We start from the raw sequence: 13796 nt of genomic DNA on the forward strand, positions 1-13796 counted from the left end.
CAGCACGACCAACGCCGCCATGAAAGCCTTTGAAGCCGTCCAGCACTACTTCCACCTCGCTGCCGACCAGCTCGAGATGGACGCCCCGCTCCGCAAGCTGCTCATCACGCCGGAACGCGAGGTCACGGTGCAGATCCCGATCGAGATGGACGACGGCCGCCTCGAAACCTTCATCGGCTACCGCGTGCAGCACAACCGCGCCCGCGGACCTATGAAGGGCGGCCTCCGCTACCACCACGAGGTCAACCTGGACGAGGTCCGTGGCCTGGCGTCGCTGATGACCTGGAAGACCGCCATCGCCAACATCCCCTACGGCGGCGCCAAGGGCGGGGTCACGGTCAACTCGCGCGAGATCAGCCCCCGCGAGAAAGAGCGCATCACCCGCAAGTTTGTCGACGAGATCCACATGGTCATCGGGCCGGACGTCGACATCCCCGCGCCGGACATGGGCACCGGGCACGAGGAGATGGCCTGGATCATGAACCAGTACGCCAAGTACCACGGGTTCAACCCGGGCGTGGTGACCGGCAAACCGGTGGAGCACTACGGCATCCCCGGCCGCGAGGAGGCGACCGGCCGCGGCGTCGGCATGCTGACCGTCAAGACGCTCGGCCGGCTGGGCCGCAAGGTGGGCCAGTCGACCGTGGCGATCCAGGGCTTCGGCAACGTCGGCTCGCACGCGGCCAAGTTCCTGGCCGAGGCCGACGCCAAGGTCGTGGCGATCAGCGACCACACAATCGCGCTGTACAACAAGGACGGCATCAACGTGATGGACGCCGTCCGCTACGCACGCAAGAACAACGGCACGCTCCGCGGCTTCAGCGAGGCCGACGAGATCGGCGGCGAGGCGATCCTCGAGCTCAAGGTGGACGTGCTGATCCCGGCAGCCATCGGCGGCGTGATCACCTCGGCCAACGCCGGCAACATCCACGCGCCGCTGATCATCGAGGCCGCCAACGGCCCGGTCACCCCCGACGCCGACGAGGTGCTGCGCGAGGCGGGCGTGGCCGTGCTGCCGGACATCCTGGCCAATGCCGGCGGCGTCACGGTGAGCTACTTCGAGTGGGTGCAGAACCGCCAGTACTACAAGTGGAGCCTCGACCGCGTCCGCGGCGAGCTGGACCGCCTGCTGCTGGCCGCCTTCGAGGAGGTCTGGGAGAAGCACACCGACCTAAACGTCAGCCTCCGCACCGCCGCGTTCATGATCGGCATCGAGCGGGTTGCGCGCGCGGCCAAGCTGGCGGGGTTGGCGTAGCATGCCCAACCCACTCCGCACGCACAACGGCGTCGCCCCCAAGCTCGGCGAGCGGGTCTACGTCGACGCGCAGGCCACCGTCATCGGCGACGCCACGCTCGGCAACGATGTTTCGGTCTGGCCCGGCGCCGTGATCCGGGGCGACCTGATGCCGATCGTCATCGGCGCCCGCAGCAACGTGCAGGACGGCTGCGTGCTGCACACCACGCACGACAGCCGATTCAACCCGGGCGGGTTCCCACTGACAATCGGCGAGGACGTGGTGGTCGGGCACCGCGCGGTGCTGCACGGGTGCACGGTGGGCGACCGCGTGCTGGTCGGCATCGGCGCGATCGTGAACGATGGCGCGGTCGTCGAGCCGGAGGTGATGATCGGCGCCGGCTGCCTGGTCCCGCCTGGCAAGCGGCTGGAGAGCGGCAACGTGTACGTGGGCAACCCGGCCCGCGTGCTGCGGCCGCTGACCGACGCCGAGCGCGAGCATCTGGCGTACTCGCCGCAGAACTACGTGCGGCTGAAGGATGGGTACCTCCAGCAAGGAGGCCGCTAGGAGTACCACGGACCCAGCCAGGCGCAAAGGCTAAACGCGGCCAGTGTGGGAGCCCCGATCGCCGCGAACACGAGGAACAGCAGCGTGAGCAACAGGGCTAGACGGCTATTGCACTCGGCAGCGTATCGAGGCTCACGACGCAAGCGGGCCCTTACAAGTCGGGCTGTGGTTAGCAACATCGCCAGTATCAGCAACACCTGAGCGTCGCACAAAAAGGAAACCAACCAACCTACTCTGTCCCACCATTGCCCCCCTCCTATGCTGTCAAGGAGGTTGACCAAATCTAGCATGGCCGTGGCCAATTGGCCCAAGTCCACGGCGGCGGTTGCGATCGCACCTACTAGAAGTAGTTTTCCGGACAGGTCGACGAGTGAGAGGGGCTGTGCAGGACTTCTCCGCGATGTTGTCTGGCTCAAGCTACCGGCAATCCACGACAACGCGGCCGCAGCGACCAACGTGGCAACGAGCCTGTCGAACCAGTTAGAAACAAATCGGGCCTCGGCCCAACACACGGATAGTTCGATCCGTCCTATCTGGAAGTACCACACGGCAAAGCCAGCAGCCCCAGCCATGCAGCAACCTACTACCCCGGCCATAGCGGCCCGTGCCCGGCTTGAGCGAGGTGGGTAGTGCAACCCCCAGACCGAACTCCCAACCCCACCAAGCCACGCTAGGCATGCTATCAGGCTCCGCGTAGCGATGGCATGCTGCTCAGCTAGGCTAGCGCCAGCGGGCGCAACCTGGAACCGTGGATCGATTGCGGTCTCGATTCCGCGGATTGCGCTATGCACTAAGTAGGTGTTATAGCCGCTCAGAGCCGCCGCTAGTAACGCGATGATACAGAACAGGGCATACAGGCCCGCAATTGCCCATCGTGATGGTTGGCAGCCCCCTTCGCAGCGATGGCCCGTCGCGATCGAGATACTTGCGATTACGAGCAGGTACCACAGGCTGTCCAGTATCTGGCCCGAACCGGGGAACATTATCTCACTACCTCCGTTGAGGTCTAGCAGTCCTCGCTGCGTTAAGAGTCGCATCGTGAGGCAGAGAGACAGTAGACCTCCCACCCCCAACCGCGCAAGTTGCACGCCCCGATACCCGACCACGTCTCGCAACTGCCGGGCCTGATGAAGCAGCACGCCGATCGCGCCGAGGGAGGCCAGGCTCAGTAGGGCGTAGTGCCAATCGATGCGCGGTTCATAGCTCGACATACCCTGCATGGCCGGCATGGGCGGCACTGAGATCGACAGCGAAACCGAAAGGCAACCGAACAAGTACATCAGGCTAGCGACTGACAATCGGAAGGGCTTCCGGTCGGCTTTAGTATGCGTGGTATCTGACGTCATCGTGGCATTCTATTCGTCAAGTGCGGCGCGCGAGCGAGAGATTGGTTCAAAACTGATTGACACACCACAGTCGGGTCTCGTCGCAATCGGCATCCTGTTACAATGACCCATCGTGCCTGAACCATCACCCCAAGAGCCGCCGGCCGCGCCCGCCCACGACCCGTGGAGCCCCGGTCGGGTGATGACGATGCTGAGCCTAATCATCGCGGGCGAGGCGATCTTTGGGCTGCCGTTTCACATCATCCGCTACTTCCGACCGTCGTTTGTCGAGGTGTTCGCGCTCAGCCAGTCGGAGCTGGGCGACCTGGGTTCGCTCTACGGCATCGTGGCGGCGGTCTCGTACTTGTTCGGCGGCGTGCTGGCGGACCGGTTCCCGGTGAGATTGCTGCTGGCGGCCTCGCTGCTGATCACCGGCGCCGGTGGGCTGGTGCTGCTGACCGGGCCCTCGCTCACCACGCTCAAGTGGCTGTACGCGTTCTGGGGGTTCTCCACGATCCTGCCGTTCTGGGCCGCGCTGATCAAGGCGACCCGCCAGTGGGGCGGCGACGATGAGCAGGGCATGGCGTTCGGCATCCTGGACGGCGGCCGCGGGCTGTTTGCGTTCCTGCTGTCGGTGATCGCGGTGGCGTTGTACACCGCGGCAATGCCGGCCGTGCCAGAGACCGCCACCCTGGCCGAGAAGACCGCCGCGATCCGCAGCACGGTGCACGTCTACATCGCCGCGTGCGTCGCCGCGGCGGCGTGCGTGTGGCTGTTCGTGCCCGAGCCGACGCGGGACGCCCGCGGCGATGACCGGGGCTCCGTGCTGGCGAACGTGCGCAGCGTGGTGCGGATGCCGGCGGTGTGGCTGCAGGCGCTGATCATCGTCGCGGCCTATAGCGCGTTCAAGGGGATTGATTACTACTCGCAGTTCGCCGTGGACGTGTGGGGCTGGTCGGACGTGGACGCCGCCAACCTGGTGAAGTACGCCGCCTTCAGCCGCGCGTTCGCGGCGGTCGGCGCCGGGCTGCTGGCCGACCGCTTCAGCTCCTCGCGGGTGCTGATCGCCTGCTTCGCGCTGGCGGGCGTATCGTACGTGGCGTTGGTGTTCGCGCCGCCGTCTGCCACTGGCGCGTGGATGCTGTTCACGGCCGTGCTGACCGGTTGCCTGGGCTTCTTCGCGCTGCGAGGCGTGTACTTCGCGCTGCTCGAGGAGTCGCACATCCCCGACCGGATGACCGGCGCCGCGGTGGGCGTGGTGTCGTTCCTCGGCTTCACGCCAGAGATTTTCATGCCCAAGCTGGGCGGCTGGCTGCTGGACCAGTGGCCGGGGCAGCCGACCGGGTTCCACTACCTGTACTGGTTCCTGGGCGGCGCGTGCCTGGCAGGGATTCTCAGCACGCTGGCGCTGCGCCAGTTGATCAAGCGGCAGCAAGCTCTTTAACGATCGCCACGGCCTGCTCTACCTGCTCCGGCGTGACGTTCAGGTGGGTCGCCAGCCGCAGCCGCTGCTTGGCGATGCAGAAGCAGTGCACGCCGCGGGCCTCGATCCGCTGGCGGAACTCCTCGCCGCTGCACAGCGCTGGGTCGACCTCCAGGATCACCAGGTTGGTGTCGCACCGATCGTCGACCAGCGTGAGCGCCGACGCCGACCGCACCGCGTCGGCCAGCGTCTGCGCGTGGGCGTGGTCCTCCGCCAGGCGGTCGTAGTGGTGGTCGAGCGCGTACAGCGCCGCGGCGGCCAGCACGCCGGCCTGTCGCATTCCTCCCCCGAGCGCCTTGCGCAGCCGCCGCGCCTGCTTGATCAGGTCGCGCGGGCCGCAGATGGCGCTGCCGACCGGCGCGCCGAGCCCCTTGCTGAAGCAGACGCTCACCGTGTCGAAGTGCTCCGCCCAGTCGGCGGGCGTGGTCCCGGAGGCGACGCACGCGTTCCACAGCCGCGCGCCGTCCAGGTGCCGCGCGAGCCCCCGCTCGCGGGCCCACCCGCACAGCCGGCTGACTCCCTCGCGGCAGAGCACGCGTCCGCCCTTGCGGTTGTGGGTGTTCTCCAGGCAGACCAGCCGCGTGCGGGGCGTGTGGTCGTTGTCCGGGCGGACGCGTTCCTCTAGCAGCTCAGGCGTGAGCAGCCCGTCGGCGGTGGGCACGATCTGGGCGCAGATGCCGAACAGCTGCGCGAACGCTGCCTGCTCGTACTGGAACACGTGGGCGTTCTGGTCGCACAGGAACTCGTCGCCGCCCGCGCAGTGCAGCCGGATCCCGATCTGGTTGCCCATCGTGCCCGAGGGGACGAACAGCGCGGCCTCCATGCCGAGCAGCCCGGCGGTCCGCTCCTCCAGCGCGTTGACCGACGGGTCCTCGGCAAAGACGTCGTCGCCCACGGGCGCGTCGGCCATCGCCCGCCGCATGTCGGGCGTGGGCTGGGTGAGGGTGTCGCTGCGGAGGTCGATCATCGGGCGGGGCGCGGGGAGGGGCGGCGGCTGGCTGAACCTGCGGGTTGCAGGTAGGCTCTATTGTCTATCATCCAGTGGCCGGCGCCGCTCCGCTAGCCACCGAATCTCTGCCCCGCGTCCCCCGACCGCTGCCAACCACCATGCTCCCCACCAACCTGCCGGGAATGCTCAGAATCGACGCCCGCCAACCGGGCGCCGAGGCCGCCATCGAGGAACTCCGCCAGCGGCTCGCGCCGGAGGGCAACGTGGTGAGCGAGGCCGGCCGCCGCAAGACAATCGAGGTGTTCGGCGAGCCGCTGACCCCCGTCGAGGTGGTCAAGCGGATCTGCGCCGAGGTGAAGTCACGGGGCCTGGACGCGGTGCTCGGCTACTCGGCCAAGCTAGACGGCGCCGACCTGACCGCCGACCAGCTACGGGTGCCGGCCGAGGAACTCGAGGCGGCCCACGCCGCGGCCGCCCCAGAATTCCTGGCGACCGTCCGCCGCATCCGCGAGAACATACTGCGGTTTCAGACCGCCATCCTCCACTCGGACGTGCAGATCGCCACGCCGGGCGGCGGCTTCCTGCGGCAGCGCTACCTGCCGCTGGAGCGGGTCGGCATCTGCGTGCCCGGCGGCGCCGCCGCGTACCCGTCCACCGTCTTGATGACCGCCGTTCCCGCCCAGGCCGCGGGGGTCAAGCAGCTGGCCGTCGTGGCCCCGCCCACCAGGTTCGGCAGCTACAACCAGGACCTGCTGGCCACGTGCTGTGAGATCGGCGTCGACGAGGTGTACCGCATGGGCGGCGCGCAGGGCGTGGCCTCGCTGGCCTACGGGTTGGGCGACGCGCTACGGAAGGTCGACATGATCGTCGGCCCGGGCAACCTGTTCGTGGCGCTCGCCAAGAAGCACGTCTACGGCGAGGTCGACATCGACTCGATCGCCGGCCCCAGCGAGGTGATCGTCATCGCCGACGAGAACACGCCGGCCGAGCACGCCGCGGCGGACCTGATCGCGCAGGCCGAGCACGCGCCCGGGTCGGCCGTGCTGGTCACCTGGCACGAGCCGCTGCTGGCCGAGGTGAACGTGGCGCTCGAGCGGCAGCTCAACGAGCTGGAGCGGGGCGACCTGGCCCGCCACTCGCTGCAGGAGTTCGGCGCGATGATCCTGGTCCACGACCGCGACCACGCCGCCCGCGTCGCCGACACGCTCGCGACCGAGCATCTGCACATCGCCTGCGCCGAGCCGGACGAACTGCTCACGAAGATCCGCTGCGCCGGGGCGGTGTTCCTGGGCCCCCACAGCCCGGTGCCGGTGGGCGACTACGCGGCCGGCCCGTCGCACGTGCTGCCGACCGGCTCCACGGCGCGGTTCGCCAGCGGCCTGTCGAGCAACGACTTCTTGCGATCCAACAGCGTGATCTCGTGGACCGCCGAGGACCTGCAGCAGAACGCCGAGGACATCGTCCGGATCGCCGAAAAGGAGGGGCTTACCGCCCACGCGGCCACGGTTGCCCGGCGGCTGTCTTAGCGTGAGCGATCGAGCTTGGTGCACCGATGATTTGGAAAGCCAGCGACTACACGCTATCCGGAAATGTAGGCGGCGACGCCACCGCAGACGCAGCTTACGACTTGGTCTGCCGGACCACCGCTGACAGCCCTGGGTTCTGCGTTATCGAGCTCACGGATTCTGTTGACTCCGTCAGGCTCCGCGCCGAAATAGTCGGACTCAAGGAGGCGTTCGCGAGCAGGCACGCTTCGAACTCAAAAGGCGGATTCTGCTGGCAGTCACTCTTAAGGTTTGACCAACAAGAAACGACCAAGCTTCACCGGGATAACGGCCCCGAGCAGAGCGTCCTGCTGCTTGGCTACGAACCTACGCCGATCGCCTCCGCGATGTTCGTCGCCGACTTTTCGGCCTGTGCGTCAGATCGAGGCGTCACGCCCGCCGACTTCTTGTCGAAGCACAACCCGATGTATGGGAACAACACCCGCTTGCTGCAGGACTACACGACCACCCTGGAGTGCTTCTCGCCCCATCGCCCGGTCATTGTGATGATTAACAACAGCGTAACCGACTCGACCAGTGAGGCCGGCGCGATGCTGGGGGTGCTGCACGGCGCAACGGTGCCATCACCCTCTGACGACGCCCGGCGGGTTATCAACTCGACCATGTTTGCGACGGGCGGCGAGGGTATGGTGGGACCGGTGAGTGAGGCCGACGTAAGCGACTTTCTGAAGACATCGAGTGTCAGACGCCGCGGCTACGACAAGCCTCATCTGGAAGACGACACGTAACCCGAGAACGCGGCCGGCGCCGCCTCAACAGCCGACGAGGAAACTTCCGGTCGGACCCGTTTTGGTTGTAGAAACCGGCCACCCAACGCGGTCAAATGGATGGTTGGGCCGACGGTCCGTACGCCGGAGGAAGTGACCGCGGGGACGACTTTTGTCCCTATTGGCGCATCGGCGGGGACAAAAGTCGCTACGCCCGATCGGCACGAAACCCATCAGACACTACAAATAGAGGGGCTAAGCAGAACGCGGGCTCGAGATGAGACCCGACTTTTGTCCCTAAGAATCGATAGTGCCAGAAGGGACAAAAGTCGCCCGATACGATGGCCCCCTGCCCCGCGCCGCCCGCGGCAAGAACTCATGAACTACGCCCGACCCGACATCCAAGCGATGACCGGCTACACCCCCGGCGAGCAGCCGAAGGGGACCAAGGTCATCAAGCTCAACACGAACGAGAACCCGTACCCGGCGTCGGCCAAGGTGGCCGAGGCGATCGGCCGCGCGGCGCAGGCCGGGCTGCAGCGGTACCCGGACGCCAGCGCGTCGGCGTTCCGACTGCGGGCGGGCGAGGTGCTGGGGGTCGACCCCAACTGGATCCTGTGCGGCAACGGCAGCGACGACATCCTGACCATCGCCACGCGGACCTTCGTCGGGGAGAACGACGCCGTCCGCTACGCCACGCCGAGCTACGTGCTGTACAAGACGCTGGCCGAGATCCAGGGCGCCGTGCAGGACGTGGTGCGGTACGAGGCCGACTGGACGCTCGGCTTCGAGTTCGCCGCGCCGGCCGAGCGGCTGCGGCTGGCCTACTTGGCCAACCCGAACAGCCCGTCCGGCACCGTGCTCGCCCCCGGCGAGGTGGCCGCGATCGCCGACGCCCTCCCCTGCCCGCTGCTGGTCGACGAAGCGTACGTCGACTTCGCCGACGCCAACTGCCTGGACCTGGTGCGCTCCAACGAGCGGGTGATGGTCAGCCGCACGCTGTCCAAGAGCTACGCGCTGGCCGGCCTGCGGTTTGGCTACGTGGTGGCGCAGCCGGTGCTGATCGAGCAGATGGCCAAGGTGAAGGACAGCTACAACTGCGACGCGCTCTCGATCGCCGGCGCCACGGCCGCCATCGACGACCAACAGTGGCTGGCGGAGAACGTCGCGAAGGTCCGCGCCACCCGCGCCCGGCTGGCCGCCGCGCTTGGCGAGCTGGGCTTCGCGGTGACCGACTCGCAGGCCAACTTCGTGTGGGCGGTGCACCCGACCATCGCGCACGAGGAGCTGTACCTGGCGCTCAAAGAGCAGGGCGTGCTGGTCCGCTACATGCGGTACGACCACTGGGGCGACGGGCTGCGCGTGAGCGTCGGCACGGACGCGCAGATCGACGCGCTGCTGGCGTTGCTAGCGCCGATGGTTTCGCGGCGTTAAGCTGTGCGGGTCCCGGGCTCTGTTCGGCAGGCACCGGATTCCCTGCCCGGGGTTCCAGCTTGCAACCGATGAAACCCGCATATACGACCCCACTGCGCGGCCAGGGATCGGCCCGCAAGCGAAGCCCAAGGACCGGGAAATGCCTATATCACTCGCGCGGTTTGTCGCTGCGATCGCCGTCCTGTTCGCCGGCTCGGCCTGCCTCTCACGCGCAGGGGCCGAGCAGCCCGGCGCGGTGGAGTACCAGTACGGCGCGCCACTGGCCTCGACCGCCAGCACCGCCTACCCCGGCAACGACTTCGCCGCCCAGCTCTCCGCGGCGCGCGGCGAGGCCTGCTCTGGCGCGTGCGACTGGGGATGGGGCGCCGGCGGCTCGCCGTTCCGCACCGGCCCCGGCCGCTGCGACGACTTCCTCGTCGGCCCGCGCTGGACGAGCCGGCTAGACGCCGTGTTCATGTTCCGTGAGAACATCGACCTCGACACGCTGGCCGCGGGCGCCACCGCTGGCGGGGTAGTGATCGACCCCGCCGACGCGGGCACGATTACCGAGAACATGCGTGAGGGGATCGGCGCGCGGGTCATGCTTTCGAGCTACTGGCCGCAGTGCAAAGGCTACGAGATGCAGGTCGGTTACCTCGGCATCTTCAACTGGCAGGCCAACGCGTTCAACCCCGACGTGCCGTTCGCCGGCCCGCTGCCCGCGCCGCCCGGGTTCGAGAGCCAGAAGTCGCTCAAGTACCGGTCGGAGCTGCACTCGGTTGAGGTCAACGGACAAACCATCAACGACGGCCCGATCAAGCTGTTCGGCGGCGGGCGGTTCGTGCTCTTGACCGAGCGGGTCAGCGACCTGCTGGACAACACGGCCCAGCCGCCGCAGATCCCGCCAAACTTCGACGGCGGCATCGTTGGCGACCCGGCGCTGGACGTGACGGACATCCTCCGCGGCGTGTCGGTCGACAACCACCTGCTTGGCATCCAGTCGGGCATGCGGGCCGACTTCTTCACGCTCGGCAACCGCTTCCACGTCGAGGGGTTCCTCAGCGGCGGCGCCTACTTCAACTACATCAAACGCGAGAGCATGTACACCGAAACCCGCACCCGCCTGGCGTTGGACGACCCGTCCACCGCGGTTAACGAGGGTCAGTTCTCGTCCAACTCGTCGCGCACCGGCTACGAAGAAGACCGCATGCGGGTGGCGTTTATCGGCGAGGCGATGCTGGGCGGCGTGTACCAGATCAACCGGTGCGCCACCGCCCGGCTGGGCTACCAGGCGCTGTACCTGACGGGCGTGGAGCTGGGCAATGAGGCGTTCGTCGGCGCCGGCCCCACCAACGGCGACCTGCTGACGCACGGCTGGTTCGGCGGCGTGGAGTACAAGCGGTAGGCAGCCGGCGCTCTTGGAGCGGATTTGCGCAGCAAACGGCCAGTCGGACCGGTAGATTGGGGCTCAATCCCCCTCCTACCGAGGCGCCTGAGATGGACCGACGCTGCCCGCCCGCAACGCTGTGGCTGCCCCTGACGGCGGCGGTCGTGCTGTGGCCGCCGATGTGCATCGCGGAGGTGGTGGACGGTTTGCTCGTCGTGCACGGCGTGGTGACCCTGTCCGACGGATCGCCCGCGCCAAGAGCGACCGTCGCCGCAACGGCCTCGTTCCACGAGCCCCGACGCGTCACCAACGCCGACGACCAAGGCCGCTACGAGCTCCGCGGCGTGTTCGGCAATGGCCTGCGTTTGCACGCGGCGAGTGCGGACCGAAGCGAGCAAACCGTGCGGATGATCGCGTCACCGGAAATTCGTCTGGCGGCGGAGGACTCGGTCGACCTGCGGCTCTCGCCAGCAACAGAGCAGCGGGTGCAGCTGACGGCCCAGCACGGCTCGACGGCCGGTGTGCTGGTGATGGCTTCCGGCATGGGCTTCGAAACGCATGGCCGCACCGACGCGTCCGGCGCCGTGACGCTCAACGTGCCCGCCGAACACGCTGTCAACTCGATCGTCGCCTGGAGCCCGGACGCCGGGGTCGGGGGGAGCCGCTCCCCCGACGGCGCTGCGGTCCGGCAGGACGCCCTCGTCACGCTGCACCCGGTCGCCGAGCACGTTGTGCGGATGGTGGACGAACAGGGGGCGCCGGTGGCGGGGGTTGAAGTCGCCGCCTCATTCAAGACGAAGAAGCACGGCTGGATCGTCACCGGTAGCGTCCCCCAAGCCAACCTGACCTCCGATGCGCAGGGCCTGGTGCGGTTTCCATGGGCGCCCCGCGATGGGCTCGAGTACGTCGACTGCGATCTCGTTGGCGCCGATTGGATGTGCTACGACGTCGACCACCACACGGTGTCCGACGGGCAAACCGTTGTCCACGTTCGGCGGCGCAACCTGGGTCGCCCCGCTGTGGGCCGGGTCCACCTGCCGGGTGACGCCAGCCCTGAGGGCCTGATGGTCGCTGGCACAAGCGGCGGACCGGGACGCCGGTTCGACATCTTCTACTCCCGCGTCGAGGCCGACGGCAGCTTCGCCTACCACGCCCCGGTTGCGATGGCGACCGGCATGACCACCGTCGACCGCGAGTGGGGTAGCGAGTTCTGGACGGGCGTGGTGGTCCCCTGGCACGACGCGGACCCAGAACCCGTAGACCTGCACGCGTACCCCACAATCCCCGCGATCGTAACAGTCACCGCCGGCAAGGGACGCGTGCCACAGGCGAACGCCTGGGTCGACTTCAGCCGGGAGGTTCGGTTCCCTTACCTGCAGGAAGGGGAGCTGACGGAGCCGTTCGCCATGGCGAGCGCCTGGTATCAAACCGATCAAGACGGCCAAGCCCAGATCCCGCTCGGGCATGGCAGCAATGAGCTGCGGGTGGTGATCGACGAATGGAGCTCCGAAAAAGAGATCACCGTTGAGGTGGACCATCGGGACGGGCCAATCAACGTCAAGTTTCACCGCCCATAGTTTGGCATTCCTGCGACCGGAGAGGGTCGCCGGGAAAAAATGGCCCTTCGGCCACGAAGATCGGACCGCCAACTACGAATAAGACCCTATGACGCCCTCTTCCCGCACTCCCGAAGGCGACGACAACACCTGCGGGGTGTGCGGGCACGAGGTGCGCATCGAGCCGACCCGCCCGCCGGGCGACGCCACCTGCCCCCACTGCGGGGCGCTGCTGTGGTTCGCGGACAAGCAGGCAGACTCGCCAACGACGGCCAAGGCCGCGATGTACTGGCGGCGGGCGCAGGTGGCCCTGGGCGCCGAGAACTGGCAGGCAGCGGAACGCTGGCTCAGCAAGGCCGCCGCGCTGGATCCAGGGAACGACGGCTTCCGGCAGGAGCTTGAGCAGGTGCGTCAGAAGCTAGCGGCGCTGCGGCCGACCAAGCGCCGCCGCAAGCGTCAACCAGATTGAGGGCCAAGATAATGCGAGCGGTCTTCGCGGTGCTCTTCATCCAACTGGCGTCGTCCCTCGCCAGTGGCGCCGAGCCACGCTACGTCGTGCAGATGCTCGATCCCCGGGTCGTGGCGGTGACCGAAGACACACTGCCCATCGAGTGGGGCAACAAGAAGACTGACGTGATTGCCACACGCAAGCTCCTCGACAGCGAAGCGAAGCTGCTGCTGAATCTTCTCAAGGAAGAGCTCACAACGAGCACTGACGTTCCGTTCTGTGGTCATCACCCCGCCTACGCGGTGCAGGAGATCGTCGACGGCAAAGTCACAAACACCGCGACCCTATGCGGCCTGTGCCACACCTGGGCCCGCGGCGGCAAGCTCCGTGTGATCAAAGGCGACAAGTCGCTCAACTACCTCAATTCGCTGCTGCCGCTGCCAGACGTCTTCAAAGGAATAAAGCTTCGGGACATGGTGTTTGACGAGCACCCCCAGCCGTTCTACGAGATGACCCGTGTCGCCGCCGAGTAGCCAGAGATGCTAACCCAGCTTCCGGACCGCCTTGTGCCGCGGGCAGCTGACCAGGTGGTCGTTCACCATCCCGGCCGCCTGCATCAGGGCGTAGCACGTGGTGGGGCCGACGAAGCGGAACCCGCGGCGTTTGAGCTCCTTGCTCATCGCGACTGACTCGGGCGTCTGCGAGGGGACCTCGCTCAGCTCGCAGTGGTTGTTCTTGCGTGGCGCCCCGTCGACGAACCCCCACAGGAAGTCCGATAGCGTCTCGCCGGCGGACTGCAGATTGAGTACGGCCGTGGCGTTGCTGACGGTTGACTCGATCTTGCCGCGGTGGCGGATGATCGCCGGGTCGGCCACGAGTTTGTCCACCCGCTTCTCCGTAAAGCGGGCGACCTTCACCGGGTCGAATCCGGCGAAGCAGCGGCGGTAGCCCTCTCGCTTCGCGAGCACAGTCGTCCAGCTCAGCCCGGCCTGGGCGCCCTCGAGCGTGAGCATCTCGAACAGCAGCGGGTCGTCGCCGCGGATCGGCACGCCCCACTCCTCGTCGTGGTAGGCGCGGTCGAGGTCCGATACTTCCGCCCAGGGGCAGCGAGGCATGCAGTGCTCACTCAATTCAAGGCAATCAAACGCGAGTGCTCGGGGC

General features: G+C 67.3%; 12 protein-coding genes. 10 read left to right on the forward strand and 2 right to left on the reverse strand.

Translation table 11 applies throughout. From position 1 onward, the window contains the following. Positions 1 to 19: 19 nt before the first annotated feature. The 3 genes from KOR34_RS17425 to KOR34_RS17435 all read left to right on the forward strand — a co-directional run bounded on the left by KOR34_RS17425 (position 20) and on the right by KOR34_RS17435 (position 4571). The gene (locus tag KOR34_RS17425) at positions 20 to 1255 is read left to right on the forward strand and encodes a Glu/Leu/Phe/Val family dehydrogenase (protein ID WP_146566542.1); all 1236 of its coding nucleotides are present in this window, start codon (positions 20 to 22) and stop codon (positions 1253 to 1255) included. Between the two features lies 1 nt (position 1256). After that, a complete protein-coding gene (locus tag KOR34_RS17430) occupies positions 1257 to 1802 on the forward strand; it encodes a gamma carbonic anhydrase family protein (RefSeq protein WP_146566544.1) in 546 nt (181 codons plus the stop codon). Between the two features lie 1458 nt (positions 1803 to 3260). Beyond that, positions 3261 to 4571, forward strand: a complete 1311-nt coding sequence (locus KOR34_RS17435; RefSeq protein ID WP_146566546.1) for an MFS transporter — start codon at positions 3261 to 3263, stop codon at positions 4569 to 4571. Here KOR34_RS17435 and KOR34_RS17440 read toward each other — a convergent pair. Next, a complete protein-coding gene (locus tag KOR34_RS17440) occupies positions 4549 to 5577 on the reverse strand; it encodes a threonine aldolase family protein (protein WP_146566547.1) in 1029 nt (342 codons plus the stop codon). The genes KOR34_RS17435 and KOR34_RS17440 overlap by 23 nt on opposite strands. Before the next feature lie 140 nt (positions 5578 to 5717). On the opposite strand from KOR34_RS17440, the gene hisD reads away from it, so the two are divergent. The 7 genes from hisD (at position 5718) to KOR34_RS17475 (ending at position 13168) form a co-directional block, all read left to right on the forward strand. Further along, complete coding sequence (gene hisD / locus KOR34_RS17445) at positions 5718 to 7085, forward strand: histidinol dehydrogenase (protein ID WP_146566549.1); 1368 nt, start codon at positions 5718 to 5720, stop codon at positions 7083 to 7085. 26 nt (positions 7086 to 7111) lie between these two features. Further along, positions 7112 to 7852: a hypothetical protein gene (locus KOR34_RS17450; protein ID WP_146566552.1), complete on the forward strand. Its 741-nt coding sequence runs from the start codon at positions 7112 to 7114 to the stop codon at positions 7850 to 7852. Positions 7853 to 8209: 357 nt separating this feature from the next. Continuing rightward, positions 8210 to 9265, forward strand: a complete 1056-nt coding sequence (gene hisC, locus KOR34_RS17455) for a histidinol-phosphate transaminase (RefSeq protein ID WP_146566554.1) — start codon at positions 8210 to 8212, stop codon at positions 9263 to 9265. Positions 9266 to 9404: 139 nt separating this feature from the next. Beyond that, positions 9405 to 10649, forward strand: coding sequence for a hypothetical protein (locus tag KOR34_RS17460; protein WP_146566556.1), 1245 nt, complete (start codon positions 9405 to 9407; stop codon positions 10647 to 10649). A 92-nt stretch (positions 10650 to 10741) separates the two neighbouring features. Next, positions 10742 to 12208: a carboxypeptidase-like regulatory domain-containing protein gene (locus tag KOR34_RS17465; protein WP_146566557.1), complete on the forward strand. Its 1467-nt coding sequence runs from the start codon at positions 10742 to 10744 to the stop codon at positions 12206 to 12208. A gap of 88 nt (positions 12209 to 12296) precedes the next feature. Continuing rightward, positions 12297 to 12656: a hypothetical protein gene (locus KOR34_RS26780; RefSeq protein WP_197531522.1), complete on the forward strand. Its 360-nt coding sequence runs from the start codon at positions 12297 to 12299 to the stop codon at positions 12654 to 12656. A gap of 11 nt (positions 12657 to 12667) precedes the next feature. Further along, positions 12668 to 13168, forward strand: a complete 501-nt coding sequence (locus tag KOR34_RS17475; RefSeq protein ID WP_146566562.1) for a hypothetical protein — start codon at positions 12668 to 12670, stop codon at positions 13166 to 13168. A gap of 9 nt (positions 13169 to 13177) precedes the next feature. Here KOR34_RS17475 and KOR34_RS17480 read toward each other — a convergent pair whose 3' ends face one another. Beyond that, entirely contained in the window at positions 13178 to 13750 is a 573-nt protein-coding gene (locus tag KOR34_RS17480; protein WP_146566564.1) for a DNA-3-methyladenine glycosylase I, read from the reverse strand. Positions 13751 to 13796: the final 46 nt, after the last annotated feature.

It is taken from the genome of Posidoniimonas corsicana, from assembly GCF_007859765.1.
GTDB lineage: Bacteria > Planctomycetota > Planctomycetia > Pirellulales > Lacipirellulaceae > Posidoniimonas > Posidoniimonas corsicana.